The sequence below is a fragment of the Kribbella koreensis genome (assembly GCF_039525325.1).
GTDB classification, from domain to species: Bacteria; Actinomycetota; Actinomycetes; order Propionibacteriales; family Kribbellaceae; genus Kribbella; species Kribbella koreensis.
Map to the genome: position 1 here is coordinate 726,528 of NZ_BAAAHK010000013.1, position 24,449 is coordinate 750,976.

Annotated in this window: 39 protein-coding genes; 34 read left to right on the top strand and 5 right to left on the bottom strand. The window is 67.2% G+C overall.

All coding sequences use genetic code 11. From position 1 onward, the window contains the following. Positions 1 to 11 precede the first annotated feature (11 nt). The 20 genes from rplV to ABD116_RS27850 all read left to right on the top strand — a co-directional run bounded on the left by rplV (position 12) and on the right by ABD116_RS27850 (position 10,950). Complete coding sequence (gene rplV / locus ABD116_RS27755) at positions 12 to 557, top strand: 50S ribosomal protein L22 (protein ID WP_425552157.1); 546 nt, start codon at positions 12 to 14, stop codon at positions 555 to 557. Then, positions 557 to 1,405 carry a 30S ribosomal protein S3 gene (gene rpsC / locus ABD116_RS27760; RefSeq protein WP_343976424.1) on the top strand — a complete coding sequence of 283 codons (849 nt, stop codon included), beginning with the start codon at positions 557 to 559 and terminating at the stop codon, positions 1,403 to 1,405. The genes rplV and rpsC overlap by 1 nt, the downstream gene beginning before the upstream one ends. A gap of 3 nt (positions 1,406 to 1,408) precedes the next feature. After that, the gene (rplP, locus tag ABD116_RS27765; protein WP_343976427.1) at positions 1,409 to 1,828 is read left to right on the top strand and encodes a 50S ribosomal protein L16; all 420 of its coding nucleotides are present in this window, start codon (positions 1,409 to 1,411) and stop codon (positions 1,826 to 1,828) included. Next, positions 1,828 to 2,124: a 50S ribosomal protein L29 gene (rpmC, locus tag ABD116_RS27770; RefSeq protein ID WP_343976429.1), complete on the top strand. Its 297-nt coding sequence runs from the start codon at positions 1,828 to 1,830 to the stop codon at positions 2,122 to 2,124. The genes rplP and rpmC overlap by 1 nt, the downstream gene beginning before the upstream one ends. Beyond that, positions 2,121 to 2,417, top strand: a complete 297-nt coding sequence (gene rpsQ / locus ABD116_RS27775) for a 30S ribosomal protein S17 (RefSeq protein WP_343976432.1) — start codon at positions 2,121 to 2,123, stop codon at positions 2,415 to 2,417. The genes rpmC and rpsQ overlap by 4 nt, the downstream gene beginning before the upstream one ends. Before the next feature lie 91 nt (positions 2,418 to 2,508). Further along, positions 2,509 to 2,877 carry a 50S ribosomal protein L14 gene (gene rplN / locus ABD116_RS27780; RefSeq protein WP_020388099.1) on the top strand — a complete coding sequence of 123 codons (369 nt, stop codon included), beginning with the start codon at positions 2,509 to 2,511 and terminating at the stop codon, positions 2,875 to 2,877. A 1-nt stretch (position 2,878) separates the two neighbouring features. Next, positions 2,879 to 3,286, top strand: a complete 408-nt coding sequence (rplX, locus tag ABD116_RS27785) for a 50S ribosomal protein L24 (protein ID WP_343976436.1) — start codon at positions 2,879 to 2,881, stop codon at positions 3,284 to 3,286. Then, a complete protein-coding gene (rplE, locus tag ABD116_RS27790) occupies positions 3,286 to 3,858 on the top strand; it encodes a 50S ribosomal protein L5 (RefSeq protein WP_343976439.1) in 573 nt (190 codons plus the stop codon). Before rplX ends, rplE begins: the two co-directional genes overlap by 1 nt. Position 3,859: 1 nt before the next feature. After that, positions 3,860 to 4,045, top strand: coding sequence for a type Z 30S ribosomal protein S14 (locus tag ABD116_RS27795; RefSeq protein ID WP_132167346.1), 186 nt, complete (start codon positions 3,860 to 3,862; stop codon positions 4,043 to 4,045). A gap of 97 nt (positions 4,046 to 4,142) precedes the next feature. After that, positions 4,143 to 4,550: a 30S ribosomal protein S8 gene (gene rpsH, locus ABD116_RS27800; RefSeq protein WP_164598719.1), complete on the top strand. Its 408-nt coding sequence runs from the start codon at positions 4,143 to 4,145 to the stop codon at positions 4,548 to 4,550. A gap of 27 nt (positions 4,551 to 4,577) precedes the next feature. Further along, positions 4,578 to 5,120 carry a 50S ribosomal protein L6 gene (gene rplF / locus ABD116_RS27805; RefSeq protein WP_343976443.1) on the top strand — a complete coding sequence of 181 codons (543 nt, stop codon included), beginning with the start codon at positions 4,578 to 4,580 and terminating at the stop codon, positions 5,118 to 5,120. Then, on the top strand, positions 5,120 to 5,503 hold the full coding sequence (rplR, locus tag ABD116_RS27810) for a 50S ribosomal protein L18 (protein ID WP_020388094.1): 384 nt from the start codon (positions 5,120 to 5,122) through the stop codon (positions 5,501 to 5,503). Before rplF ends, rplR begins: the two co-directional genes overlap by 1 nt. A 33-nt stretch (positions 5,504 to 5,536) precedes the next feature. After that, positions 5,537 to 6,136, top strand: coding sequence for a 30S ribosomal protein S5 (gene rpsE / locus ABD116_RS27815; protein ID WP_343976447.1), 600 nt, complete (start codon positions 5,537 to 5,539; stop codon positions 6,134 to 6,136). Beyond that, complete coding sequence (rpmD, locus tag ABD116_RS27820) at positions 6,136 to 6,318, top strand: 50S ribosomal protein L30 (protein ID WP_328329386.1); 183 nt, start codon at positions 6,136 to 6,138, stop codon at positions 6,316 to 6,318. The genes rpsE and rpmD overlap by 1 nt, the downstream gene beginning before the upstream one ends. A gap of 1 nt (position 6,319) precedes the next feature. Continuing rightward, entirely contained in the window at positions 6,320 to 6,760 is a 441-nt protein-coding gene (rplO, locus tag ABD116_RS27825) for a 50S ribosomal protein L15 (RefSeq protein WP_343976453.1), read from the top strand. Between the two features lie 135 nt (positions 6,761 to 6,895). Next, positions 6,896 to 8,197 carry a preprotein translocase subunit SecY gene (secY, locus tag ABD116_RS27830; protein ID WP_343976456.1) on the top strand — a complete coding sequence of 434 codons (1,302 nt, stop codon included), beginning with the start codon at positions 6,896 to 6,898 and terminating at the stop codon, positions 8,195 to 8,197. Further along, entirely contained in the window at positions 8,197 to 8,769 is a 573-nt protein-coding gene (locus ABD116_RS27835) for an adenylate kinase (RefSeq protein WP_343976459.1), read from the top strand. The genes secY and ABD116_RS27835 overlap by 1 nt, the downstream gene beginning before the upstream one ends. Before the next feature lie 10 nt (positions 8,770 to 8,779). Further along, the gene (gene map, locus ABD116_RS27840) at positions 8,780 to 9,604 is read left to right on the top strand and encodes a type I methionyl aminopeptidase (protein WP_343976462.1); all 825 of its coding nucleotides are present in this window, start codon (positions 8,780 to 8,782) and stop codon (positions 9,602 to 9,604) included. Positions 9,605 to 9,688: 84 nt separating this feature from the next. Then, a complete protein-coding gene (locus ABD116_RS27845; RefSeq protein ID WP_343976465.1) occupies positions 9,689 to 10,141 on the top strand; it encodes a DUF1707 SHOCT-like domain-containing protein in 453 nt (150 codons plus the stop codon). Beyond that, a complete protein-coding gene (locus tag ABD116_RS27850) occupies positions 10,138 to 10,950 on the top strand; it encodes a hypothetical protein (RefSeq protein WP_343976468.1) in 813 nt (270 codons plus the stop codon). The genes ABD116_RS27845 and ABD116_RS27850 overlap by 4 nt, the downstream gene beginning before the upstream one ends. Here ABD116_RS27850 and ABD116_RS27855 read toward each other — a convergent pair. After that, positions 10,947 to 11,816 (bottom strand): NAD(P)-dependent oxidoreductase, encoded by an 870-nt coding sequence (locus tag ABD116_RS27855; RefSeq protein WP_343976471.1) that lies wholly within the window; start codon positions 11,814 to 11,816, stop codon positions 10,947 to 10,949. The genes ABD116_RS27850 and ABD116_RS27855 overlap by 4 nt on opposite strands. 84 nt (positions 11,817 to 11,900) lie before the next feature. Between ABD116_RS27855 and ABD116_RS27860 the strand changes: the two genes are divergently transcribed. The 12 genes from ABD116_RS27860 (at position 11,901) to ABD116_RS27920 (ending at position 19,073) form a co-directional block, all read left to right on the top strand. Next, positions 11,901 to 12,239 (top strand): winged helix-turn-helix transcriptional regulator, encoded by a 339-nt coding sequence (locus tag ABD116_RS27860; protein WP_343976473.1) that lies wholly within the window; start codon positions 11,901 to 11,903, stop codon positions 12,237 to 12,239. 146 nt (positions 12,240 to 12,385) lie between these two features. After that, complete coding sequence (gene infA, locus ABD116_RS27865) at positions 12,386 to 12,607, top strand: translation initiation factor IF-1 (RefSeq protein ID WP_012923661.1); 222 nt, start codon at positions 12,386 to 12,388, stop codon at positions 12,605 to 12,607. A 34-nt stretch (positions 12,608 to 12,641) separates the two neighbouring features. After that, positions 12,642 to 12,755: a 50S ribosomal protein L36 gene (rpmJ, locus tag ABD116_RS27870; protein ID WP_008361054.1), complete on the top strand. Its 114-nt coding sequence runs from the start codon at positions 12,642 to 12,644 to the stop codon at positions 12,753 to 12,755. A 187-nt stretch (positions 12,756 to 12,942) separates the two neighbouring features. Next, the gene (gene rpsM, locus ABD116_RS27875; RefSeq protein ID WP_012923660.1) at positions 12,943 to 13,314 is read left to right on the top strand and encodes a 30S ribosomal protein S13; all 372 of its coding nucleotides are present in this window, start codon (positions 12,943 to 12,945) and stop codon (positions 13,312 to 13,314) included. Between the two features lie 38 nt (positions 13,315 to 13,352). After that, a complete protein-coding gene (gene rpsK, locus ABD116_RS27880; RefSeq protein WP_012923659.1) occupies positions 13,353 to 13,760 on the top strand; it encodes a 30S ribosomal protein S11 in 408 nt (135 codons plus the stop codon). Positions 13,761 to 13,785: 25 nt separating this feature from the next. Further along, on the top strand, positions 13,786 to 14,394 hold the full coding sequence (rpsD, locus tag ABD116_RS27885; RefSeq protein WP_328329366.1) for a 30S ribosomal protein S4: 609 nt from the start codon (positions 13,786 to 13,788) through the stop codon (positions 14,392 to 14,394). Positions 14,395 to 14,500: 106 nt separating this feature from the next. Beyond that, positions 14,501 to 15,526 carry a DNA-directed RNA polymerase subunit alpha gene (locus ABD116_RS27890; protein WP_112243143.1) on the top strand — a complete coding sequence of 342 codons (1,026 nt, stop codon included), beginning with the start codon at positions 14,501 to 14,503 and terminating at the stop codon, positions 15,524 to 15,526. Between the two features lie 59 nt (positions 15,527 to 15,585). Then, a complete protein-coding gene (gene rplQ / locus ABD116_RS41860; protein ID WP_425552162.1) occupies positions 15,586 to 16,290 on the top strand; it encodes a 50S ribosomal protein L17, sunset domain variant in 705 nt (234 codons plus the stop codon). Positions 16,291 to 16,364: 74 nt separating this feature from the next. Beyond that, positions 16,365 to 17,177 (top strand): tRNA pseudouridine(38-40) synthase TruA, encoded by an 813-nt coding sequence (gene truA, locus ABD116_RS27905; protein WP_343976479.1) that lies wholly within the window; start codon positions 16,365 to 16,367, stop codon positions 17,175 to 17,177. Next, a complete protein-coding gene (locus ABD116_RS27910; RefSeq protein ID WP_343976481.1) occupies positions 17,170 to 17,790 on the top strand; it encodes a class I SAM-dependent methyltransferase in 621 nt (206 codons plus the stop codon). The genes truA and ABD116_RS27910 overlap by 8 nt, the downstream gene beginning before the upstream one ends. Before the next feature lie 4 nt (positions 17,791 to 17,794). Beyond that, positions 17,795 to 18,328, top strand: a complete 534-nt coding sequence (locus ABD116_RS27915; protein WP_343976484.1) for a SigE family RNA polymerase sigma factor — start codon at positions 17,795 to 17,797, stop codon at positions 18,326 to 18,328. Continuing rightward, positions 18,321 to 19,073: a hypothetical protein gene (locus tag ABD116_RS27920; protein WP_343976487.1), complete on the top strand. Its 753-nt coding sequence runs from the start codon at positions 18,321 to 18,323 to the stop codon at positions 19,071 to 19,073. The genes ABD116_RS27915 and ABD116_RS27920 overlap by 8 nt, the downstream gene beginning before the upstream one ends. Here ABD116_RS27920 and ABD116_RS27925 read toward each other — a convergent pair. Then, positions 19,059 to 20,069 (bottom strand): hypothetical protein, encoded by a 1,011-nt coding sequence (locus ABD116_RS27925; protein WP_343976490.1) that lies wholly within the window; start codon positions 20,067 to 20,069, stop codon positions 19,059 to 19,061. The genes ABD116_RS27920 and ABD116_RS27925 overlap by 15 nt on opposite strands. Continuing rightward, on the bottom strand, positions 20,066 to 20,488 hold the full coding sequence (locus tag ABD116_RS27930; protein ID WP_343976493.1) for a hypothetical protein: 423 nt from the start codon (positions 20,486 to 20,488) through the stop codon (positions 20,066 to 20,068). Before ABD116_RS27930 ends, ABD116_RS27925 begins: the two co-directional genes overlap by 4 nt. Positions 20,489 to 20,560: 72 nt before the next feature. On the opposite strand from ABD116_RS27930, the gene ABD116_RS27935 reads away from it, so the two are divergent. Then, positions 20,561 to 22,243 carry an ABC-F family ATP-binding cassette domain-containing protein gene (locus tag ABD116_RS27935; protein ID WP_343976496.1) on the top strand — a complete coding sequence of 561 codons (1,683 nt, stop codon included), beginning with the start codon at positions 20,561 to 20,563 and terminating at the stop codon, positions 22,241 to 22,243. On the opposite strand, the gene ABD116_RS27940 is transcribed toward ABD116_RS27935, so the two are convergent. Together ABD116_RS27940 and ABD116_RS27945 are read right to left on the bottom strand one after the other, a co-directional pair. Then, positions 22,240 to 23,265, bottom strand: a complete 1,026-nt coding sequence (locus ABD116_RS27940) for a glycoside hydrolase family 18 protein (RefSeq protein WP_343976499.1) — start codon at positions 23,263 to 23,265, stop codon at positions 22,240 to 22,242. The genes ABD116_RS27935 and ABD116_RS27940 overlap by 4 nt on opposite strands. Further along, positions 23,262 to 23,825, bottom strand: a complete 564-nt coding sequence (locus ABD116_RS27945; RefSeq protein ID WP_343976501.1) for a TetR/AcrR family transcriptional regulator — start codon at positions 23,823 to 23,825, stop codon at positions 23,262 to 23,264. The genes ABD116_RS27940 and ABD116_RS27945 overlap by 4 nt, the downstream gene beginning before the upstream one ends. Before the next feature lie 95 nt (positions 23,826 to 23,920). Here ABD116_RS27945 and ABD116_RS27950 point away from each other — a divergent pair, with 95 nt between their 5' ends. Further along, complete coding sequence (locus tag ABD116_RS27950) at positions 23,921 to 24,376, top strand: nuclear transport factor 2 family protein (RefSeq protein WP_343976504.1); 456 nt, start codon at positions 23,921 to 23,923, stop codon at positions 24,374 to 24,376. Positions 24,377 to 24,449: the final 73 nt, after the last annotated feature.

Here is a 24,449-nt window from a genome sequence, read left to right on the forward strand (position 1 = left end):
ATTCGAACATCATGAGCGTTCAAGAGCGTAGGGCCGTCAGTGCCCGTCGCGAGAGCCTGCTGGGCGAGGAGCCCGGGGCCTTCGCGGTCGCGCGCTTCGTCCGCGTGACGCCTATGAAGGCGCGCCGCGTGGTCGACCTGGTGCGCGGCATGGGCATCGACGATGCACTCGCCACTCTGAAGTTCGCCCCGCAGGCCGCTGCCGCGACCGTGTACAAGGTCGTCGACAGCGCCGCGGCGAACGCCGAGGGCACCGAGCACCTGAGCCGGGCCGACCTGGTCGTGGTGAAGGCCTTCGTGGACGAGGGACCGACGCTGAAGCGTCACCGCCCGCGTGCACAGGGCCGGGCCACCCGGATCGACAAGCGGACCAGCCACATCACCGTCGTGGTCGGCCCGAAGGTCGAGATCGCGCCGCCGGTCAAGAAGGCGGAGGCCAAGAAGGCCGAGGCCAAGACTGACGACGCCAAGAAGGCGCCGGCCAAGAAGGCCACTGCCAAGAAGGCGCCGGCCAAGAAGGCGACCGCCAAAAAGGCTGAGAAGAAGGAGACCCGATAGTGGGCCAGAAGGTTAACCCGCACGGGTTCCGACTCGGCATCAGCACGGACCACAAGAGCCGTTGGTACGCCGACAAGCTCTACAAGGACTACGTGGGCGAGGACGTCAAGATCCGTCGCCTGCTGAGCAAGGGCATGGAGCGCGCCGGCATCTCCCGCGTGGAGATCGAGCGCACCCGTGACCGGGTTCGGGTCGACATCCACACCGCGCGTCCGGGCATCGTGATCGGTCGCCGCGGCGCCGAGGCGGACCGGATCCGGGGCAGCCTCGAGGAGCTCACCGGCAAGCAGGTGCAGCTGAACATCCTCGAGGTCAAGAACGCCGAGGTCGACGCCCAGCTCGTCGCCCAGGGTGTGGCCGAGCAGCTGTCCGGCCGCGTGGCGTTCCGCCGCGCGATGCGCAAGGCGATGCAGACCACCATGCGTGGCGGCGCCCTGGGTATCCGGATCCAGTGCTCCGGTCGTCTGGGTGGCGCCGAGATGTCCCGGTCGGAGTTCTACCGCGAAGGCCGTGTGCCGCTGCACACCCTGCGCGCGGACATCGACTACGGCTTCTACGAGGCGCGTACGACCTTCGGCCGGATCGGCGTGAAGGTCTGGATCTACAAGGGCGACCTGGCCGGCACCCGCGCCGAGCGCGAGGCCCAGGCAGCTGCCCGCGCCGCGACCCAGCAGCGTGGCCGTCCGGCCCGCCGTGACGGTGGCGGTGGCGACCGCGGTGATCGTGGTGGCCGTGGCGGCGACCGTGGTGGCCGTCGCGATGGTGGCGCCCCCCGCAACGAGGCTCCGAAGGCCGAGGCGGCTCCGGCTGCCGACAAGCCGGCCGAGACGACCGGAACGGAGAGCTGAACCGTGCTCATCCCCCGTAAGGTCAAGCACCGCAAGCAGCACCACCCGAAGCGCTCCGGCGCTGCCAAGGGCGGCACCACGCTGGCGTTCGGTGACTTCGGTATCCAGGCGCTGGAGAACCACTACGTCACCAACCGGCAGATCGAGTCCGCTCGTATCGCGATGACCCGGCACATCAAGCGTGGCGGAAAGGTCTGGATCAACATCTACCCGGACCGCCCGCTGACCAAGAAGCCGGCCGAGACCCGGATGGGTTCCGGTAAGGGTTCGCCCGAGTGGTGGATCGCGAACGTCAAGACCGGACGCGTGCTGTTCGAGCTGTCCGGTGTTCCCGAGGACATCGCTCGCGAGGCCATGCGCCGCGCGATTCACAAGTTGCCGATGAAGTGCCGCTTCATCACCCGAGAGGCAGGTGAGAACTGATGGCTACCCTGACCGCCGCCGAACTGCGGAACCTGGGAAAGGACGAGCTTCTGGAGAAGCTCGGTAACGCCAAGGAGGAGCTGTTCAACCTCCGGTTCCAGGCTGCCACGGGTCAGCTGGAGTCCCACGGCCGGCTGCGCGCCGTCCGCAAGGACATCGCCCGCATCTACACGGTGCTGACCGAGCGTGCGCTCGGCATCACCGAAGAGGTCGACGCACCGGTGGCCGCGGCTGACGCCGATGACACCGCTGAAGAGACCGCGGACGACAGCGAGAAGGCTGGGAGCAAGGCATGACCGAGAATGCAGCGAAGGACGAGACCGTGAGCACGACCCCGCAGCGCAGCAGCCGCAAGACCCGTGAGGGCCTGGTGCTGAGCGACAAGATGGACAAGACCGTCACCGTCGAGGTCGAGGACCGGGTCAAGCACAAGCTGTACGGCAAGGTCATCCGTCGTACCAGCAAGCTCAAGGCCCACGACGAGCAGAATGCCGCCGGGATCGGCGACCGGGTCCTCCTGATGGAGACCCGGCCGCTGTCGGCGACCAAGCGCTGGCGGATCGTGGAGATCCTCGAAAAGGCGAAGTGAACCGCGGCGCCTCGCAGTACCCAATCGAAATCATTCGTTCCGCAAGGCTCACCGAGCGTGAGAACCAGCGAGACAACCAGGAGATCAACAGATGATCCAGCAGGAGTCGCGACTGAAGGTCGCCGACAACACGGGTGCCAAGGAGATCTTGTGCATCCGCGTTCTCGGTGGCTCCGGTCGGCGCTACGCCGGTGTCGGTGACACGATCGTCGCCACCGTCAAGGACGCGATCCCGGGCGGCGGCGTCAAGAAGGGCGACGTCGTCAAGGCTGTCATCGTGCGCACCGTGAAGGAGCGCCGGCGTCCGGACGGCTCCTACATCCGGTTCGACGAGAACGCCGCCGTGATCCTCAAGGCCGACGGTGAGCCGCGCGGCACCCGCATCTTCGGGCCGGTCGGCCGGGAGCTGCGCGAGAAGAAGTTCATGAAGATCATCTCGCTTGCTCCGGAGGTGCTCTGAGATGTCAGGTAAGCCCCAGCAGAAGGTGCAGCGTTCGCTGCACGTCAAGAAGGGTGATCTCGTCCGCGTGATCGCCGGCAAGTCCAAGGGCCTCGAGGGCAAGATCATCTCGGTCCTGCCCGAGGCCGAAAAGGTCATCGTCGAAGGCGTGAACCGGGTCAAGAAGCACACCAAGGTGCAGCAGGCCCAGCGCGGCGGCACCACGGGTGGCATCGTCACCCAGGAAGCCCCGATCCACGTCTCCAACGTGATGCTTCTGGTCGAGGTCGAGAAGGACGGCAAGAAGCAGAAGGTGACCACCCGCGTGGGTTACAACCGCGTCGAGGTGCAGAAGCGGCGCCCCGACGGCTCGACGTACACCGGTTTCCGGAGCGTTCGGATCGCGCGGCGTACCGGCGAGGAGATCTGATGACCACCGCAGCCCCCGAGGCGAAGACGTTGCCCCGGTTGAAGACCAAGTACCGCGAAGAGATCGTGGCGAAGCTGAACGAGGAGTTCAACTTCGAGAACGTCATGCAGGTGCCCGGACTCACCAAGATCGTGGTGAACATGGGTGTCGGCGAGGCGGCTCGCGACTCCAAGCTGATCGACGGTGCCATCAAGGACCTGGCCGCGATCACCGGCCAGAAGCCGTCGGTGACCAAGGCCCGCAAGTCGATCGCGCAGTTCAAGCTGCGTGAGGGCATGCCGATCGGCGCGCACGTCACGCTGCGCGGCGACCGGATGTGGGAGTTCCTGGACCGGTTGCTCTCGCTCGCACTGCCCCGGATCCGCGACTTCCGCGGTCTTTCCCCGAAGCAGTTCGACGGCAACGGCAACTACACCTTCGGTCTGACCGAGCAGGTGATGTTCCACGAGATCAACCAGGACAAGATCGACCGGGTTCGCGGAATGGACATCACCGTGGTGACCACCGCCAAGAACGACGACGAGGGGCGCGCGCTGCTGCGGCAGCTCGGCTTCCCGTTCAAGGAGAACTGACGTGGCGAAGACAGCACTCAAGGTCAAGCAGGCCCGGACGCCGAAGTTCGCGGTGCGTGGATACACGCGCTGCCAGCGCTGCGGCCGGCCCAAGGCCGTCTTCCGCAAGTTCGGCCTGTGCCGGATCTGCCTGCGCGAGATGGCACACCGGGGCGAGCTGCCCGGCGTCACCAAGTCCAGCTGGTGACCATCCGCACTGCCAGCACGGTTCTTCTCACTACTCAAAATCTAGTCACCGTAGGTCGCCACGAGGCGAAACCACGGCGGGAAAGAGGCCCCAGGCCATGACGATGACCGACCCGATCGCAGACATGCTCACTCGTCTGCGCAACGCCAACCAGGCGTATCACGAGTCGACCCAGATGCCGTACAGCAAGATCAAGCAGGGCATCGCCGACATCCTCCAGCAGGAGGGTTACATCTCCTCCTACCAGGTGGAGGAGCCCAAAGAGGGCACCGTCGGCAAGACGCTCGTTGTTGATCTGAAGTTCGGCCCGAGCCGGGAGCGCTCGATCGCGGGCGTTCGCCGGATCAGCAAGCCCGGCCTGCGGGTGTACGCGAAGTCGACCAATCTGCCCAAGGTGCTCGGTGGCCTCGGCGTCGCGATCATCTCGACGTCGCAGGGACTCCTGACCGACCGGCAGGCCAAGAACAAGGGCGTTGGCGGGGAAGTCCTCGCCTACGTCTGGTGACGAAGAACCGGAAGGAGGACCACTCTCATGTCTCGCATCGGTAAGCTCCCGATCACGGTCCCGTCCGGCGTCGACGTCACGATCGACGGCCAGACGGTCACTGTGAAGGGCCCCAAGGGCCAGCTCTCGCACGTTGTTGCGGAGCCCATCGTGGTCGACCGCGACGAGGACGGCACGATCGCCGTCAAGCGTCCGGACGACCAGCGCAAGAGCAAGGAACTGCACGGCCTGTCCCGCACTCTGATCGCCAACCTGGTGACCGGCGTGACGGACGGCTACGAGAAGAAGCTCGAGATCGTCGGCGTCGGGTACCGCGTCCTGGCCAAGGGACCGACCCAGCTGGAGTTCTCGCTCGGCTACAGCCACACCATCACCGTGGACGCCCCTGAGGGCATCACGTTCGTGGTCGAGGCCCCGACGAAGTTCTCGGTGCAGGGAATCGACAAGCAGTCGGTCGGCGAAGTTGCCGCCAACATCCGCAAGCTGCGCAAGCCCGAGCCGTACAAGGGCAAGGGTGTGCGGTACGCGGGCGAGCAGGTGCGCCGCAAGGTCGGAAAGGCTGGTAAGTAATGGCGATCGGATTGCGTCACAACAAGCACTCCGCCAAGAAGACCTCTTCCCGGCTGCGTCGCCAGATCCGCGTCCGCAAGAAGGTCAACGGCACGGCCGACCGGCCGCGCCTGGTGGTCAGCAAGTCGTCGAAGCACCTGTTCGCTCAGGTCATCGACGACGTCGCCGGCGTCACGCTGGTCTCGGCTTCCACGATGGAGGCCGACCTGCGCGGTGCGGAGGCGAACAAGACGGACAAGGCCAAGACCGTGGGCGGTTTGATCGCCGACCGCGCCAAGGCCGCTGGCATCGACGAGGTCGTCTTCGACCGCGCCGGGAACAAGTACCACGGCCGGATCGCGGCCCTGGCCGACGCCGCCCGTGAGGGCGGCCTCGGCTTCTGACATGGCGACACAAAAGGAAGAAGGTAGTTCGAAATGAGCGGAGGCCAGCAGCGTCGCGGAGGCGGCGCCGGTGGTGAGCGCCGTAACCGCGACGGTGGTCGTGGTGCGGCAGCTGACAAGACCGCCTACATCGAGCGCGTGGTAGCCATCAACCGTGTCGCTAAGGTCGTGAAGGGTGGTCGTCGCTTCAGCTTCACCGCCCTCGTGGTCGTCGGCGACGGTGAAGGCACCGTCGGTGTGGGGTACGGAAAGGCCAAGGAGGTGCCCGCGGCGATCGCCAAGGGTGTCGAGGAGGCCAAGAAGTCGTTCTTCAAGGTGCCGAGGATCCAGGGCACCATCCCGCACCCGGTCCAGGGCGAGAAGGCCGCAGGCGTTGTGATGCTGCGTCCGGCCGCTCCCGGTACCGGTGTGATCGCGGGTGGCTCGGCGCGCGCCGTACTGGAGTGCGCCGGGATCCACGACATCCTGAGCAAGTCGCTGGGGTCGTCCAACGCCATCAACGTGGTTCACGCCACCGTTGCGGCGCTGCAGTCCCTGGAGACGCCGGAAGCCGTGGCCGCGCGCCGTGGCATGCCGGTCGAGCACGTCGCCCCGGCGGCGCTGCTGAAGGCGCGGGCGGAGGGGATCTCCTGATGGCACGCTTGAAGGTGACCCAGACCCGTTCCGGCATCGGTGGCAAGCAGAACCAGCGGGACACGCTGCGCACCCTGGGCGTCAAGCGGATCGGCGACACCGCCGTCCACGAGGACCGGCCCGAGGTTCGCGGAATGGTCCGTGCGGTTCGCCACCTCATCACCGTCGAAGAGGTTGACTGACATGGCGCTCAAGGTTCATCACCTGCGTCCGGCGCCCGGAGCCAAGACCGCCAAGACCCGCGTTGGTCGTGGTGAGGGCTCCAAGGGCAAGACGGCCGGCCGTGGTACCAAGGGCAGCAAGGCCCGTAACAACATCCCCGAGAACTTCGAGGGTGGCCAGATGCCGTTGCACATGCGGCTCCCGAAGCTGAAGGGCTTCAAGAGCAGGAACCGAGTGGAGTTCCAGGTCGTTAACCTGGACAAGCTCGGACAGCTGTTTCCTGACGGTGGCGAGATCGGCGTAGCCGACCTGGTCGCCAAGGGCGCGGTCCGTGACAGTCTCCCGGTGAAGGTGCTGGGCGACGGCGAGCTCACGGTTGCTCTGCAAGTTTCGGTGCACAAGTTCTCGAAGTCCGCCAAGGAGAAGATCGCGGCGGCCGGAGGAACCACTACCGAGGTGTGAGTACCCAGGGCTCGTGCGAGCCAGCGCTTGTATATTGTGCGCTGGAGTTCGGACGGGCCCTGGTTCGTCTCTTGCCCAGCTGCTTTGCTAGTGCCCTGCCCTGCCCGGGGCAAGGAAAACATGTGGGAGGACAGGGTGTTAGGCGCCTTTGCCAACGCGTTCAAGACTCCGGACCTGCGCCGGAAGATCTTGTTCGTGCTCTTCATCGTCGTGATCTTCCGGATCGGCTCCGTCGTGCCGGCACCTGGCGTCAACGTCAAGTCGCTGCATACCTGCATTGACGTGGGTAAGAACGGCGCGAACGCGAACCTGTACAACCTGATCAACCTGTTCTCCGGTGGGGCACTGCTGCAGCTCGCGATCTTCGCGCTGGGCATCATGCCGTACATCACCGCCAGCATCATTCTGCAGCTGCTCACCGTGGTCATCCCGCGGCTGGAGTCGCTGAAGAAGGAGGGCCAGGCGGGCCAGACCAAGATCACCCAGTACACCCGCTTCCTGACCGTCGGACTGGCGATCCTGCAGGCGACCGCGTTCGTCGCGCTCGCCCGCACCCCCGGCCGGCTCTTCCAGGGCTGCAGCGAACCGCTGCTGTACAAGGACGGCTGGTTCCCGGTCGTCGTGATGGTGCTCACCATGACCGCCGGTACCGGTGTGGTGATGTGGCTGGGTGAGCTGATCACCGATCGCGGTGTCGGCAACGGCATGTCGATCCTGATCTTCACCCAGATCGTCGCCACCTTCCCGACCCAGCTGTGGAGCATCCGCAAGTCGAAGGGCATCGGCACCTTCATCGTCGTGCTCGTCATCGGGTTGGTGATCATGGCCGCGGTCATCTTCATCGAACAGGCGCAACGCCGGATCCCGGTGCAGTACGCCAAGCGGATGGTCGGCCGGAAGATGTTCGGCGGCACCTCGACGTACATCCCGCTGAAGGTGAACCAGGCCGGCGTCATCCCGGTCATCTTCGCCTCGAGCCTGCTGTATCTGCCGGTGCTGGTCAGCCAGTTCCGGCAGGACAAACCATGGGCGCAGTGGATCCAGGGCAACCTGGTCAAGGGCGATCACCCGATCTACATGGTGACGTATGTCGCCCTGATCATCTTCTTCACGTACTTCTACGTCTCGATTACCTTCAATCCGAAGGAAGTTGCAGACAACATGAAGAAGTACGGCGGCTTCATTCCCGGGATCCGGGCGGGCCGGCCGACCGAGGAGTACCTCTCCTACGTTCTGTCCCGCATCACGTTGCCCGGCGCGATCTACCTGGCGATCATCTCGATGATTCCGCTGGTCGCCCTCGTCCTGCTCAACGCCAGCCAGAACTTCCCGTTCGGTGGTACGTCGATCCTGATCATGGTGGGCGTCGGTCTGGACACGGTGAAGCAGATCGAGTCGCAGCTGCAGCAACGTAATTACGAAGGGTTCCTGCGCTGATGAGAATGTTGCTGATGGGTCCGCCCGGAGCGGGTAAGGGTACGCAGGCAAAGGTGCTTGCGGACCGGCTCGGGATCCCGGCCGTATCCACCGGCGACATCTTCCGCGCGAACGTGAAGGACGAGACCCCGCTGGGTCTCGAGGCGAAGCGGTACATGGACGCGGGCAACTACGTCCCCGACGAGGTCACCAACGCAATGGTGCGCGACCGGTTGTCGGAGGCGGACGCGGGTGAGGGCTTCCTGCTCGACGGGTACCCGCGGACGCTGCCGCAGGTCGGCACGCTGGACGACATCCTGGCCGAGCACGGCCACCAGCTGGACGCCGTGGTCGCGCTGGTCGCGGACACCGACGTACTGGTCGACCGGATGCTCAACCGGGCCAAGGTGGACGGGCGCAGCGACGACTCCGAGGATGTCATCCGGCATCGCCAGGAGGTCTACACCGCCGAGACCAAGCCGCTGCTGCGGGTGTACGCCCAGCGCGGCCTGCTGGTCGAGGTGGACGGCGTCGGCGAGATCGAAGAGGTCAGCGAGCGAGTGCTCACTGCACTGAAAACCCTGGAAGGTTAAGAGCAGTTCAGTGATCTTCAAGGACCGCGGGATCGAGATCAAGACCCGCGAACAGATCATCTCCATGCGTGCGGCCGGCCTGGTCGTCGGCCGCACGCTGGAACTGCTCCGCGGCGAGGTCAAGCCCGGTATCACCACCGGTGAGCTGGACGCGATCGCCGAGGACGCGATCCGCTCGGCCGGCGCGACGCCCTCGTTCCTGGGCTATCACGGCTTCACCGGCTCGATCTGCGCGTCGGTGAACGACGAGATCGTGCACGGCATCCCGGGCGACCGGGTGCTGGCCGACGGCGACCTCATCTCGATCGACTGCGGTGCGATCGTCAACGGCTGGCACGGCGACGCGGCCATCACGGTCGGCGTCGGCGAGGCCGCTCCGGAGCTGCTCGAGCTGGCTCGGATCTGCGAAGAGTCGATGTGGCACGGGTTCGCTGCTGCCAGGCTGGGCGGCCGGCTGAGCGACATCTCGGCGGCAGTGGAGCGGCACGTGCGCGCCAACTCGGCGTACGGGATCGTCGAGGACTTCGTCGGGCACGGGATCGGGACGGCGATGCACCAGCCGCCGAACGTGCCGAACTTCGGCAAGGCGGGCAAGGGGCCCAAGCTGGTCGAGGGTCTCGCGCTGGCGGTCGAGCCGATGCTCACGCTGGGCAAACAGGACAACCACACGCTCGAGGACGACTGGACGGTCGTCACGGACGACGGGCTGGCCGCCGCGCACACCGAGCACACCTTCACCCTCACCCCGCAAGGGCCCTGGGTGCTGACCGCCCTCGACGGCGGCGAGGCCAAGCTCAAGGAGCTCGGCGTCACGTTCGGCCCGCTGGCCGACTGACCCACCGGGTCCACTCTCCGAGTGACTCCGCCATCCACCGGCCGGGGGACGCCGTGCGCTCCCGAGCTGAGGCACACTTGAGGCATGCCCAGTCAGTACCAGCCACACCAGCGGTTCACCGAGGCCGACCGCGACAAGATCGCCGGCCGGTTGCGGGACGCCTTCGCCGACGGCCGGCTGGATCAGCCCGAGTTCAGCTCGCGGCTCGACCAGTTGTACGCCGTCCAGACGTACGGCGAGCTGGAACCGCTGGTCCGCGACCTGCCGCCGGTACGGACGTACCAGACCCCTGCGGTGGTGCAGAACACGACGCCCGCGCCGGCTCCCGGTGACTTCCCCGAGCGGCAGCCGAAGAACAAGCGCGGGAACGGCCTGGTCGCCCTCGGTGGTGGCTTCGGCGGCGTCGTCTTGCTGAACGTGGTGATCTGGTTCGTGGTCGGGCTCGGCAACGGCGGGGACTGGCCGAAGTTCTGGCCGGTCTGGCTGTTGATCCCGTGGGCGTTCATCATCCTCGGCCAGCTCGGAAAGCGACGTTGACGGCGGCCCCGGTCAGCCGTCACACCCGGCGTCCACGGCTCCGGCCGGACTGGGTGTGGCAACTGCGGCAGGGGTCCGCGCTGGTCTTCGTACTCTGGTTCGCGATCGCGATCCCGCTGGTGATCGCCGGCCTGCTGGTCGAACCGCGCTGGGTCGGCTGGCTGGTCCTGGCCTGGTTCCTGGTCCTGGTGATCTTCACGGTCGCGATGCGGCTGTCCGACGGCAAGCAGCGGCGGGCCTGGGCGGAGACCGCCGAGCAGCTCGGCTGGCAGGTCGGCGCGGCCGACCCGAGACTGCTCGAGCGCTGGCCGTTCCCGCCGTTCAGCACTGACCTCGCGGCCGAGGTCTTCGACGTCACCACGGGGCGCCACCGCGGCCGCGAGCTGCTGGCGGGCCGCTTCCGGCACAAGGTCGGGCGGCGCCAGCTGGGGTTCGACTTCCTCGACCTGGCCGTCGACCGCCCGCTGCCGCCGTTGCAGGTGCTGCCTGCTCAGCTCGCTCCGGTCGCGGCGGCCAGCCTGCTGCCGATCAAGCTCCAGATCGAAGGGCTGCCCGGTACGTACCAGCTGTTCAACGGTCGCGAGGACTTGGCCAGCCAGGTCCTGCATCCCCGCGCCGCTGAGGCGCTGGCCCAGGTCCCACCCTTCGGCTTCAGCTCCGAAGGCCGCCGCTTCGTCGTCATCCTGCCCGCCTACCGCGACACCGGTACTGCGCTCGCGCAACTCGACGCGGCTTGCGACCTCCTCGACCTGATGCCGGAGCACGTGTGGCAAGCCGGCGAGCAGTGGCTGGCCACCGGATCCCTTTAGTTCTTGGCGAGTAGCCGCACCAGCACTGCCAGGTCCTCATCGCCGTGGCCCTCTGCGACGGCCCGGTCGAGCAAGCTGTGGATCGGCCGCAGCACCATCGGATCGACGCCCTGAGCCTCCGACGCATCGATGAAGTTGCCGAAGGCAGCGGCCTGCATCGCGAGGTTCGAGCCGGCCGCGCCCGATTCGGCGCCGTACTCGAGATCCTTGGCCAGCCTGGTGACCGAGCCGAGCATGGCGGTGAGCCAGGGGACCAGCAGGTCATCAGTGAACGCGGTCGGCGAGAGCTTCTCGCTGGAGACCATCGCGAGGGCGTGCGCGACACCGCCGAACATCCCGTACATCGCACTGAGCAACGCCAGGTCCTGCAGGGCAGCGAGCCCGGCGTCGGCACCGACGTACGTCGGTCTGCCCAGTACCGCGAGGTCGTCCCGGTGCTGTTCGAACGCCTCCGCCGAACCGCTGTAGAGGATGAACGCGGCCGGCCCGCCGATCATCACGGGGACAGCCATGATCCCGCCGTCCAGGTACTGCACTCCGTGCTGTGCGGCCCAGTCGAGGCCACGCCGGGCCTGCTCGGGAGTGCCGTTGGTGAGGTTGACCAGCGTCCGCCGCGAGAGCTCGGAGGCTGCCGGCTGGAGCGTGCTGCGGACCGAGGTGTCGTCCAGTAGGCAGACGACGACCAACGGGCTCGCGACGACGGCATCGACGACGCTCCTCGCGCGGATGACGCCCAGGTCGTCGAGCTCGGGGGAGCGGCCTGCGGTGCGGTTCCAGACGGTGGTCGGGTGGCCGGCGGCCAGGAAGGCCCGGGCGAGGGCGGTGCCCATCGCGCCGAGACCGAGGACGGTGACAGGTGTCTTCATGTGGTCCAGACTTGCCGTCAGACTATAAAGTCGACAAGTACCTACTAAATAGTCAGGTACTCACCAAAAGGTAAGGATGGGACGATGGCCGCGGTGCTGCCGTACACCTGTGGACTGGACGCCGCGGCGGATGTGATCGGCGGGAAGTGGAAGCCGAGGATCCTGTGGGCGCTGCACCACGGGCCGCGCCGGTTCGGGGAGCTGCGCAAGGACGTGACCGGGGTGACCGAGAAGATGCTGATCCAGCAGCTGCGGGAGCTGGAGAGCCGCAACATCGTCCACCGCGAGGTGTTCCACCAGGTTCCGCCCAAGGTCGAGTACTCTCTTACCAAGCTTGGTGAATCGCTCAACGTCGCGTTGATGCCCCTGGATCAGTGGGGCGCCGACCATCTGACCGAGATCGAGGCCTCCCGCCCCTGCTGAGGCGGTCCTGAGGCCCGATTGGGTTTTTCGTGGGTCGGTGGCGTAAACTCTTTCCTTGGCCCTTCGTGGCCTCTTCTCGTGCTGCCCAGTGCGGTGCGGGTCGGTAGTACCACCAATTCAGTTGTCGTCTACAGAAGTGCGAGGACATGCCCAAAAAAGAGGGAGTAATCGAACTCGAGGGCACCATCGTCGAGGCCCTGCCGAACGCGATGTTCCGTGTTGAGCTGTCCAACGGGCACAAGGTGCTCGCGCACATCAGCGGCAAGATGAGGCAGCACTACATCCGGATCCTCCCCGAGGACCGGGTAGTCGTGGAGCTGTCGCCGTACGACCTCACCCGGGGTCGCATCGTCTATCGGTACAAGTAAGACCACCACACCACCTGTCGAAGAAAGAAGCTCGATGAAGGTCAATCCGAGCGTCAAGAAGATCTGCGACAAGTGCAAGGTGATCCGCCGTCACGGCCGGGTCATGGTGATCTGCGAGAACCCGCGGCACAAGCAGCGGCAAGGCTGATACAAGCCGTACTCGAGCAGGACACAGCACTTTCGCATCACAGCGCGCATGCTCGTCCAGCACCGCAACAAGCTGGACGCTGCCCCCGGAACAGAGGCCGGGGCCTTGCCGGTGACAAAAAACTCACCGAGGCGGGCAAGGACGCAGCGCGCCACCACACCTCTGCCGACGAAAGGAACACCGCCACATGGCACGCCTCGTAGGAGTTGACCTTCCGCGCGACAAGCGCATCGAGGTCGCTCTCACCTACATCTTCGGTGTAGGTCGCACTCGCGCCCTGAAGACGCTCGAAGCCACCGGCATCTCCGGTGACAAGCGCGTCCACGAACTGGGCGACGAGGAGCTGGTGAAGCTCCGGGACTGGATCGAAGGCAACTACAAGATCGAAGGTGACCTCCGTCGCGAGGTGACCGCGGACATCCGCCGCAAGATCGAGATCGGGTCGTACCAGGGTCGCCGGCACCGCAGCGGCCTGCCGGTGCGTGGTCAGCGCACGCGGACCAACGCCCGCAGCCGTAAGGGTCGTCGCAAGGCGATCGCCGGCAAGAAGAAGAAGTGACCCGGATGACTTTCGACCACCCCAGGAGTATCTGACCTATGCCTCCCAAGAGCCGCACCGCGGCCGGCGCGAAGAAGGTGCGCCGCAAGGAGAAGAAGAACGTGGCCGCCGGCCACGCGCACATCAAGAGCACGTTCAACAACACGATCGTGACGATCACCGACCCGACCGGCGCGGTCATCTCGTGGGCCTCCGCGGGCACCGTCGGCTTCAAGGGCTCGCGCAAGTCGACCCCGTTCGCCGCGCAGATGGCGGCCGAGGCCGCTGGGCGCCGGGCGATGGAGCACGGCATGCGCAAGATCGACGTGTTCGTCAAGGGTCCCGGCTCCGGCCGTGAGACCGCGATCCGTTCGCTGGGAGCTGTCGGCCTCGAGGTCGGCACCATCCAGGACGTCACCCCGACCGCGCACAACGGCTGCCGCCCTCCCAAGCGGCGCCGGGTCTGACCCAGAGAGAGGCAGGTAACTAACAATGGCCCGTTACACCGGACCCATGACCAAGAAGTCGCGCCGTCTCGGGGTCGACCTCGTCGGTGGCGACAAGGCGTTCGAGCGTCGTCCGTACCCGCCGGGTATGCACGGCCGCGGCCGTCCCAAGGAGAGCGAGTACCTGCTCCAGCTTCGTGAGAAGCAGAAGGCTCGTTACGCCTACGGCGTGCTCGAGAAACAGTTCAGCCTGTACTACAAGGAGGCCTCGCGGCGTCCTGGTAAGACCGGTGACAACCTGCTGATCATCCTCGAGTCCCGCCTCGACAACGTCGTGTACCGCGCCGGTCTGGCCCGGACCCGTCGTCAGGCCCGTCAGCTCGTCGTGCACGGTCACTTCACCGTGAACGGCATCAAGGTGAACATCCCGTCGTACCGCGTTTCCGCGCACGACGTGATCGACGTCCGGCCGAAGTCGGTCGAGATGACCCCGTTCATCATCGCCAGGGAGACCCACTCCGAGCGAGTGGTTCCGGCCTGGCTGGACGCGCTGCCCGAGCGGCTGCGCATCCTGGTTCACCAGCTGCCCACCCGGGCGCAGATCGACACCCAGGTCGCCGAGCACCTGATCGTCGAGCTCTACTCGAAGAACTGATTCCGTCGCCGCCGCCGGCTGTCCAGCCGGCGGCGGCGCGGGTCGTTTCTTCGGTTCGCGACCTCAAATAGTGGTCGTCGCGGAACTCTAGAAGGAAGAACACACAGTGCTTATTGCGCAGCGTCCCACCCTGGCCGAAGAGGTCGTCGACGAGCACCGCTCGCGGTTCGTGATCGAGCCGCTGGAGCCGGGCTTCGGTTACACCCTCGGCAACTCCATCCGCCGTACCCTGCTGTCGTCCATCCCGGGCGCGGCCGTCACCAGCATCAAGGTCGACGGGGTACTGCACGAGTTCTCCACCGTCGCCGGGGTGAAGGAAGACGCCACCCAGCTGATCCTGAACCTCAAGGACCTGGTCGTCTCCTCCGAGCACGACGAGCCCGTCACCATGTACCTGCGCAAGCAGGGCCCCGGTGACGTGACCGCCGCCGACATCGCGCCGCCGGCCGGTGTCGAGGTGCACAACCCGGACCTGAAGATCGCCACCCTGAACGAGAAGGGCCGGCTCGAGATGGAGCTGGTCGTCGAGCGGGGCCGCGGCTACGTGTCCGCGATCCAGAACAAGTCCGCGGACGCCGAGATCGGCCGGATGCCGGTCGACTCGATCTACTCCCCGGTCCTCAAGGTCACGTACAAGGTCGAGGCGACTCGGGTCGAGCAGCGCACCGACTTCGACCGTCTGGTCGTGGACGTCGAGACCAAGCCGTCGATGCTGCCCCGCGACGCCGTCGCGTCGGCCGGTAAGACGCTGGTCGAGCTGTTCGGCCTGGCCCGTGAGCTGAACGTCGAGGCCGAGGGCATCGACATCGGCCCGTCGCCGGTCGACGAGCAGATGGCGGCCGACCTGGCCCTGCCGGTCGAGGACCTGCAGCTGACCGTCCGGTCGTACAACTGCCTCAAGCGCGAGGGCATCCACACCGTGGGTGAACTGATCTCGCGCAGCGAGCAGGACCTGCTGGACATCCGCAACTTCGGCTCCAAGTCGATCGACGAGGTCAAGCTGAAGCTGGCCGAGATGGGCCTGTCGCTGAAGGACTCGCCCCCCGGCTTCGACCTGCGCGCCGCCGCTGAGGCCTATGGCGACGACGCCGAGGACGAGGACGAGAGCTTCGCCGAGACCGAGCAGTACTGAGCTAGCAAGGCCCATCCCAAGGCCCGTACCCGGGCCTGAGATTTCTGGAGTAAAGACAGATGCCTACCCCTACCAAGGGCTCCCGCCTCGGCGGCAGCGCGGCGCACCAGAAGCTGATCCTCAGCAACCTGGCCACCTCGCTGTTCGAGCACGGCGCGATCACCACCACGGCCACCAAGGCCAAGCGCCTGCAGCCGCTGGCCGAGTCGATGATCACCAAGGCCAAGCGCGGTGACCAGCACTCGCGTCGTCAGGTGATGAAGCGGATTCGCGACAAGTCCGTCGTGCACGTGCTGTTCACCGAGATCGGCGAGCGCTACGCGGACCGTCCGGGCGGCTACACCCGGATCATCAAGCTCGGCCCCCGCAAGGGCGACAACGCCCCCATGGTGAAGATCGAGCTGGTCGAGGCGCTGGCCGACTCGCCGAAGGCCAAGGCCGCGGCGAAGAAGGCTGCTCCGGCCAAGAAGGCGACCGCGAAGAAGGCGGCCGCCAAGGACGAGGCCAAGGTCGAGGACACCCCGGCCGAGGAGACCAAGGTCCAGGACGTCGTCGCGGGCAAGTACGAGGGCTCCGCGGCTCCGCTGGACGGCGGCGCCGCTCCCGAGGGCTACACCATCAAGGGCAACGAGGACTCGATGAAGTACCACGGCACCGACTCGCCGTGGTACGACCAGACGGTCGCCGAGGTCTGGTTCCAGACCGAAGAGGCCGCTCAGGCCGCCGGCTTCACGAAGGCCGGCGAGACCGCCGAGGACAAGTAACTCCTCAGCAGCGCATCGGCAGCGCCCCTTCACCCGTTTTCGGGGGGAGGGGCGCTGCTGCGTTAGATTGCCCTGTGCGCTGGCGGATCGATCTCAGGTATGACGGCACCGAATTCCACGGCTGGGCCCGTCAGGAGGGCCTCAGGACCGTCCAGGGGGTGCTTGAGCAGGCGCTGGCCACCGTACTGCGGCAGCCCGAGCTCCCGTCCGTGACTTGTGCCGGCCGGACCGACACCGGCGTCCACGCCAGAGGCCAGGTCGTCCATGTCTGGCTGCCCGAGGGGATCGTCGCGCGGAACCTGGTCCACCGGCTCAACGGCGTACTGCCGGACGATGTCTGGGTGATCAAGGGCATGGAAGCTCCCGAGGGGTTCGACGCCCGCTTCTCGGCCCTGTGGCGCCGTTACGTCTACCGGATCTGCGACGACAACATCGCCCGGGATCCGCTGACCAGGAACCACGTGCTGCGCGTACTGCAGCCACTCGACGTGGACCGGATGAACGAGGCCTCTGCCCGGCTGCTGGGCGAGCACGACTTCGCCGCCTTCTGCAAGCGACGGGAGGGTGCCAGTACGGTCCGCGCCCTGCAGGAGTTCAGCTGGCGCCGTACTGCGCCCGGCCTGGTCGAGGCCACTGTGATCGCGGATGCCTTCTGCCACTCGATGGTGCGGGCCCTGGTGGGGTCGATCGTCCCGGTGGGCGACGGACGCCGTGACCTGGACTGGCCGGCCAAGGTGCTGGCAGCGAAGGTCCGGGACTCGGCAGTGACCGTTCTGCCCGCCCATGGGCTCACCCTGGAAGAAGTCGGGTACCCAGAAGACGACCAGCTGGCGGCGAGGGCCATCGAGGCTCGCAACGTCAGGGGAGAGGTTCACACGCGTGGCTGACCACTTTTTCACGGCAGAGCCGACCTCAGCCGACGTACGGCGTACCGTCGGCGCCCGGATCTGGGGACGTGAGTACACCTTCACCACGTCGAGTGGTGTCTTCTCCCGCGACCGGCTGGACCTCGGTACGTCGATCCTGCTGCGCGAGGCGCCCGTACCGACCACAGGCGGCACCTACCTCGACCTGGGCACCGGCTACGGCCCGATCGCGTGTGCCCTGGCGGTGGAGGACCCTGAGGCGCAGGTCTGGGCAGTGGACGTGAACAACCGGGCACTGGAGCTCACTGCCGAGAACGCCAAGGCTGCTGGGGTTGCTGAACGAGTGCACGCCAGCCTGGTGGAAGACGTGCCGGAGGATGTGCGGTTCGACCAGATCTGGTCCAACCCGGCCATCCACATCGGCAAGCCCGAGCTGCACAAGATGCTGCTGCACTGGCTCGCTCGCCTTGCCCCCGACGGCGTGGGATGGTTCGTCGTCGGCAAGAACCTCGGTGCGGACTCGCTGCAGCGCTGGCTGGGTGAGCAGGGCTACCCCTGCGAGCGGATCGCCAGCGCGAAGGGCTTCAGGGTTCTGCGGGTGACTGCAACGAACGAGGATCCAGCGCCGTCCTGAGGGTATGGAGGCAGCCTTGGCGGCAGCAGAGGCACAATCCAGCGCTATCGACTTCGAGTTGTGGGTGACGGAGAAGTCCGATGCGCTGCTGCGGTTCGCTTACGTCCTGACCGGCGACAAGACGCTGGCCGAGGATGCGGTTCAGGACGCCCTGACAACCGCTTGTGCGCGCTGGGGCCGGGTCAGCCGGGCGGAGGACCCTGAGGCCTACGTGAAGCGGATGGTCGTCAACGCGCACATCTCCTGGTGGCGACGCTTCCGCCGCCGGGAGGCCCCCGTGGAGGAGCCGACCAGGACTGCTGCCGCAGCTCCGGACGGTGCCGGCTCCAGAGCCGAGGCAGAGGCTGTGTGGGCGCTCTGCGCGACCTTGCCGGACAAGCAGCGCACTGCCGTGGTGCTGCGCTTCTACGAGGACCTCTCGTACGCCGAGATCGCAGACCTGCTGCACTGCGCCGAAGCCACGGCCAGATCGCACGTACACCGGGCACTGGCAGTACTGAAGAACACGCTGAGCAAGGAAGGAGCCGAGGATGCCTGAGCCGGACGAGCAGGAGCTCGGCCCGCAGATCGCGGATGCCTTCCAGAGCAAGGCCCACACGGTGCAGGGCTTGCGTAGTACCGGCTACGCCGCGGAAGCGCGCAGACGGGTCCACAGGCGGCGGCAACGGCTCACGATGGCCGCTGCGGCGGTAGTGGTCGTCGCGGCGATCGGGGGAGTGTGGGGGGTCATCGGCGGTCCGTCGCCGGTCACCACGAGCTCGACCGCCGGCTCCGCTGCGGACAACGGCTCGAAGATGGCGCCGGAGGCTCCGGCAGAGGCCACCGTTGTGTGTCCGGAACAGCACGCGATCCTCGCGGCGCCCACTCACGAAGCACTGCCGTCCGGCGACGGCCTGGATCTCGACCACGCCGTCGTCTTCGGCCTCGAGGCCTGTCGCTACCGCCTTGAGGGCGCGCAGATGCTGCTCGGGTCGGCGCATTTCAACGCGGCCACGGCCCAGCAGGTGGTCGACGCGATCAAGGTGCTGCCGGAGCGCAACCCGAGCCTGCCCGTCTTCAAGTGCACGCCGCAGACGGCCCGGCCGAAGGAAGCGATCGTGCTGCGCTTCGACACCGCGACGGGGATCCGCGAGGTCTGGGTCGGCTACGACGGCTGCTCGTCGGCCGGCTTCTTCACCGGCACCCGCACCTACGGCCTGTACGCCGCCCCGCTCAAACTCTTCATGACGGGCACGGTCCGCCCAGCCGGTGGCATCTACCTCGACCACCTAAAGGGATGGTGACTGCCCCTTCTCCGGCTTGGCCCGCAATGACCGCACGTTGTCGGGCGCGGCGCCGTCCCCCTGACCCCCGCGATAGCTCCCAGCCTGCGGCGGCGGTCCACCCAAGAACTTCCGCAAATGCTCCACCTCAGGCGACTGCTGCTGCGCCTGAGCGCCCGCATTCCGGTACTGCTCCTCAAGCCCGGCAGTCGTCGTACTCAGGGCCGTGACCGCCCGCTGGGCATGCTGATGTCCACCGATGCTCTTGGCGACGTCGGAAAGATTCCGGTCCCGTTGGGTGCCGACGACGTCGGCGATGGCGGGCCGCATGGACTGCAGTAGTTCGGTTCTGACCGTTTCGCGATCCTGCGGTGGCAGTACGTCGCTCAGCCGGTTCTCGATCACCAGATCGGCGGCCGCGCCCCAGCGCTGGGCTCGTGGGGCCTGGTCCAGTTGCTCCCGGACCTGGCTCTGGGACAGTCCGGTGACGTCGGCCGTACCGCGAACCAGTTCGTCGGTCGCGGCCGTGTACGCCGGGTAGGAATCAGGCGAGTCGACGCCGAGGAGTTCCGGTTGCACCCGGTCCATGCCGATGTCCTGGATGACGTCGTTGACGTTCTCGTGCGCCCAGGTCTCGGTCAGCCCCTCCTCGACCACCAAGGTGTCGGGGGAGTAGACCTCGGTCGCGCCGGGCCCGGACTCGTCGCCCAGCGCATTGGTGAGGTGCTTCGCCTCGTGGACCACGGTCAGGACGGCGTCCTGCGCATCGATCAGTTCTTCCGGGGTGAGCGGACGGCCCGCCGTGTACGCCTGGCCGATCGGCTTGAGCACCTCGTTGACCTTGAGCGTCATCCCGCCGTCGTCCCGCGCGCTCCCGGCCACGTTCGGCCGGGTCTCCTCGTACAGCTCGCCGTTCCACCGCGACGGCCGGCCGGAGAGCTTCTCCACCGACCGGATCACGCTCTGGACCCAGAGGTACTCGTTGCTGTTGCGGGGGACCGGCCGACCCTCGCTCATCCGGCCGTACTCCGGAGGTGGTCGACGAGCCGGATCAGCGGGCTGGACATCCGGCGGATCGCACCGGCCTCGCGGCGCGGCGCCTGGGTCGACAGCAGGCCGATCTGCTCGATCGCGCGCTCGATCTCCGCGATCCGGGTCTGCGCGGGTCCGTCGCCGTCGATCGCCTCGGCGAACAGGATCTGTGCCTGCCGGAACTGCTCACTGGTCGCCGGGGCCGGTCCGGCCAGCAGGCGCGGCAACTCCGCGGCGCGGAAGCGGGCACGTTCGCGGCCGCGCTCGTCCTGGACCTGCTCGGCCATCGCCTGCAGTCGCGCGGTCTCCGCCTCGACGACCTCGGGGGCGGCGCCCTTGAGATCCGAGAGCAGCCGGCGCATCTCGGCCTGGAAGGTCTCGTAGTCGGCCGGGTTGTCGGTCATCGTTCTCCCTGTTCGGTCAGGGAAGACGATAACCGGTCGCGGGCGGCTGGGGCGGGCCGTCAGACTGGGGGTATGGGTCACGTCGAGGTTGCGGGGATCGGGTTCGAGTTGCCGGACGGGCGGGTGTTGCTGGACGACATCACGTTCCGGGTCGGGGACGGGGCCAAGGTCGCCCTGGTCGGGGCCAACGGGTCGGGCAAGACGACGTTGACGAAGATCATCGCGGGCGATCTCAAGGCGCACAGCGGGAGCGTCGCCCGGTCCGGTGGGCTGGGTGTGATGCGGCAGTTCGTCGGATCGGTACGGGACGAGACCAATGTCCGTGACCTGCTGCTCGGCGTCGCGCCGGAGCGGATCCGGGCGGCCGCGGCCAAGCTGGACCAGGCCGAGCTGGCGATGATGGAGGCCGACGACGAGAAGACCCAGCTGCGCTACGCCCAGGCGGTCTCCGACTGGGGCGAGGTCGGCGGGTACGACGCCGAGGTGCTCTGGGACGTCTGCACGATGAGCGCGCTCGGGATCCCGTTCGACAACTGCCGCTGGCGTGAGGTGAAGACGCTGTCCGGCGGCGAGCAGAAGCGGCTGGTTCTCGAGGCGCTGCTGCGCGGCCCGGACGAGGTGCTGATGCTCGACGAGCCCGACAACTACCTCGACGTACCGGCCAAGCGCTGGCTCGAGGAGCAGCTCAACGCGACGCAGAAGACGGTCCTCTACATCAGCCACGACCGGGAGCTGCTGGCCAACACGGCGACCCGGATCGTCACTGTCGAACTAGGTGCCGCGGGCAACACCATCTGGACGCACGGCGGCGGCTTCCAGACGTACCACGAAGCGCGTAAGCACCGGTTCGAGCGGCTGGAGGAGTTGCGCCGCCGCTGGGACGAGGAGCACGCCAAGCTCAAGGCGCTCGTGCTGATGTACAAGACGAAGGCGGCCTACAACGACGGGCTCGCGTCGCGCTACAAGGCGGCGCAGACCCGGCTGGCCAAGTTCGAGCAGGCCGGTCCGCCGCAGGCGATCCCGCGCGAGCAGAAGGTCAGCATGCGGCTCACTGGCGGACGTACCGGCAAACGCGCCGTCGTCGCCACCGGGCTCGAGCTGACCGGCTTGATGAAGCCGTTCGATCTCGAGGTCTGGTACGGCGAACGCGTGGCCGTCCTTGGCTCCAACGGCTCCGGCAAGTCGCACTTCCTGCGATTGCTGGCCAACGGCGGGTCCGACCCGGACATCGAGCACCAGCCGGTCGGCGAGATGGTCATCCCGTCCGTCGCGCACACCGGCAACGCCAAGCTGGGTGCGCGGGTGCGGCCGGGCTGGTTCGCGCAGACGCACGAGCACCCCGAGCTGGCCGGCCGGACGCTGCTGGAGATCCTGCACCGCGGCGACGAGCACCGGGAGGGGATGGGCCGGGAGCTGGCCTCGCGCAAGCTGGATCGGTACGAGCTGGCGCACGCGGCCGAGCAGAGCTTCGACTCGCTCTCCGGTGGTCAGCAAGCGCGCTTCCAGATCCTCCTGCTGGAGCTGTCCGGCGCCACCTTGCTCCTCCTCGACGAGCCGACCGACAACCTCGACGTCGAGTCAGCCGAGGCACTCGAGGAAGGCCTGGATTCCTTTGACGGCACGGTTCTGGCGGTCACCCACGACCGCTGGTTCTCCCGCGGCTTCGACCGCTACCTGGTCTTCGGCAGCGACGGCAACGTCTACGAATCGCCCGAGCCGGTCTGGGACGAAGCCCGCGTCCAGCGGGCGCGTTAGTCCGTACCGCACCACGCATCGCGGTACGTCGCCCAGTGGTCGGGGGTGGCGGTGAAGTCGACGTAGAGGGCTAGGCCGAAGTTTTGGCGGGGGGAGGTGTTCAGGCCTAGTTGGGCGCCTCGGATGGCGGCTCGGACTGTTTCGGCGGAGCCTCGGTGGGAGAAGTTGTCTTCCCAGTAGAAGGGGAGGCCCATCAGTAGGTCGACGTGGGGTGGGGTGACCTCCAGGGCCATCTCGGTCTGGCGGGCGACGTAGCCGCCGTACAGGGATTCCAGTGGGGTCCAGGTGTCGTAGGACATCACGGCGATCTGCTCGACCCGGCTGGCGACGGCGCCGAAGTACGACTTGGTCCACCATTTGCTCTGGCCGCTGACGCCGACGAGCAGGCCGTTGAGGCCGGGTGCGGGGTTGAGTTGCGCTGCGGCGACTGAGAGCGGGACGTTGCGGGCTGAGGTCATGGCGTGGACTTGGTCCAGCAATGCCAGGAAGCCTTTGGAGCCGGAGCGGACGGGCTCCATGTCGAAGTGGATTCCGTCGAAGCCCTGCGCCAGCACCTGCTCGGAGGTCTCGGTCACGCGGGTGCGAACGGCGGCGTCGTCGAGGTCCATACCGGGGTTCTTCTCCGGTTGGAGGACGTCGCCGAGCCAGGCCTGGACGCGGAGCTTCGGCATTGCCTGGTGGACGGCGCCGGTGAACCACTTGGCCTTCGGCGAAACCTTTGCCAAGGGCAACGTTCCGTCGTGTTCGAGGGGGCCGGTGTGGACGTAGAGGTCGCGGATTCCGGTGCCCTGCAGCTGATTCGCGAGGACGGCGATGTCGGCGGCGGTCTTCCGGCCGTCGACCCAGGCGTGGCCGAGCCAGATCGCGTCTTGGCCTTTCGTCTTCGCGGTGGCTTCACCGGTGTAGGCAATGCGCAGGGAGACGGCCAAAGCGCTTAGTGGCAAGGGGATCAGCAGGACGAAGGCCAGCGCGAGGCTGAGGAGGACGCGTCGGCGGCGGGACCAGGATCGCCAGCGCCTCACGATCCCGCACCGGCCCGGAGGCCGTCGTACAGGAGGGCGAGCATGCGGTCGCGGGCGTCGGATTCGAGGCCGGTCGCGGTGGCCCCACGAGAGGCGCCGACCAGTAGGGCGTAGACCTCGGGGAAGGCGGCGTCCCGGCGTACGGCGCCTGCCTGCTGGGCCCGGTCGAGCAGGGACCCGAAGGCTTCGCGCATCCCTTGGCCTGCTGCCTTCGCCTCGTCGCCGGCGACGGTTCCCGACGCGCTCAGAGCCTCCGCGATGGCCAGCTTCGATGCCGATTCGGCGACCACCTGGCTGAAGAATCCGAAGAACGCGAGGCCGGCGTCGTCGCTGTCGGCCAGCTCGAGAGCACGGTCGCGCAGCCGTTCCAGCCGTTGCGTGAGGACCGCCTCGAGCAGCGCGACCTTGGTGGGGAAGTGCCGGAAGACGGTGGCGATCCCCACCTCGGCGAGCTTCGCCACCTCGTCGGTGGAGGCGGCCGGCGACTGTCCGAAGACGTCCTCCGCCGCGCTCAGAATCCGCATCCGGTTGTCCCGGGCATCCGCGCGCAACGGCCTCATCCCACTCCTAGCTGTCGTCGACCCCATCAGCGTAGGAGACGCCGGAAAGCAGCCAGAGGTTGTAACCGGGGTTGCGACTCCTTATATTCGGAGTCATGACTCCGGAACAGACTTTCCTCCGCCTGGTGCACGGCGTCGCCGATCGCGACCTCGAGGCGCTGCCGGCCCTGTACGCCGAGCAGACCGACGTCCGGCACCCGATGTCGCCGTACGGCGATCAGCCACTGCTCACCCGCGACGCGCTCCGCGAGCACTTCAACGGCCGTGGTCCGGCGGTGGCGGAGGTGGTGCGGTTCCAGCCGGACGCGATCCGGGTCCATCAGACCCAGGATCCGGAGGTGATCGTCGCCGAGTTCGACTACGCGGGGACGGTGATCGCGACGGGGGAGAGCTTCCGGGTGCCCTGCGTCTTCGTCCTGCGGGTCCGCGACGGCGAGATCGTCGAGTCGCGCGACTACATCGACCACGTGGCGATGGCGCGCGCCCGTGGGCAGCTGGACCAACTCATCGCGGTACTACGGGAACCGGTGCCGGCGCGGTCTGCGTCGTAGTACCCAGAAGCGCAGAAACGGCCCCGATCCCTGGCAGGTAAGCCGGATCGGGGCCGTTCCCAATGGTGCTACC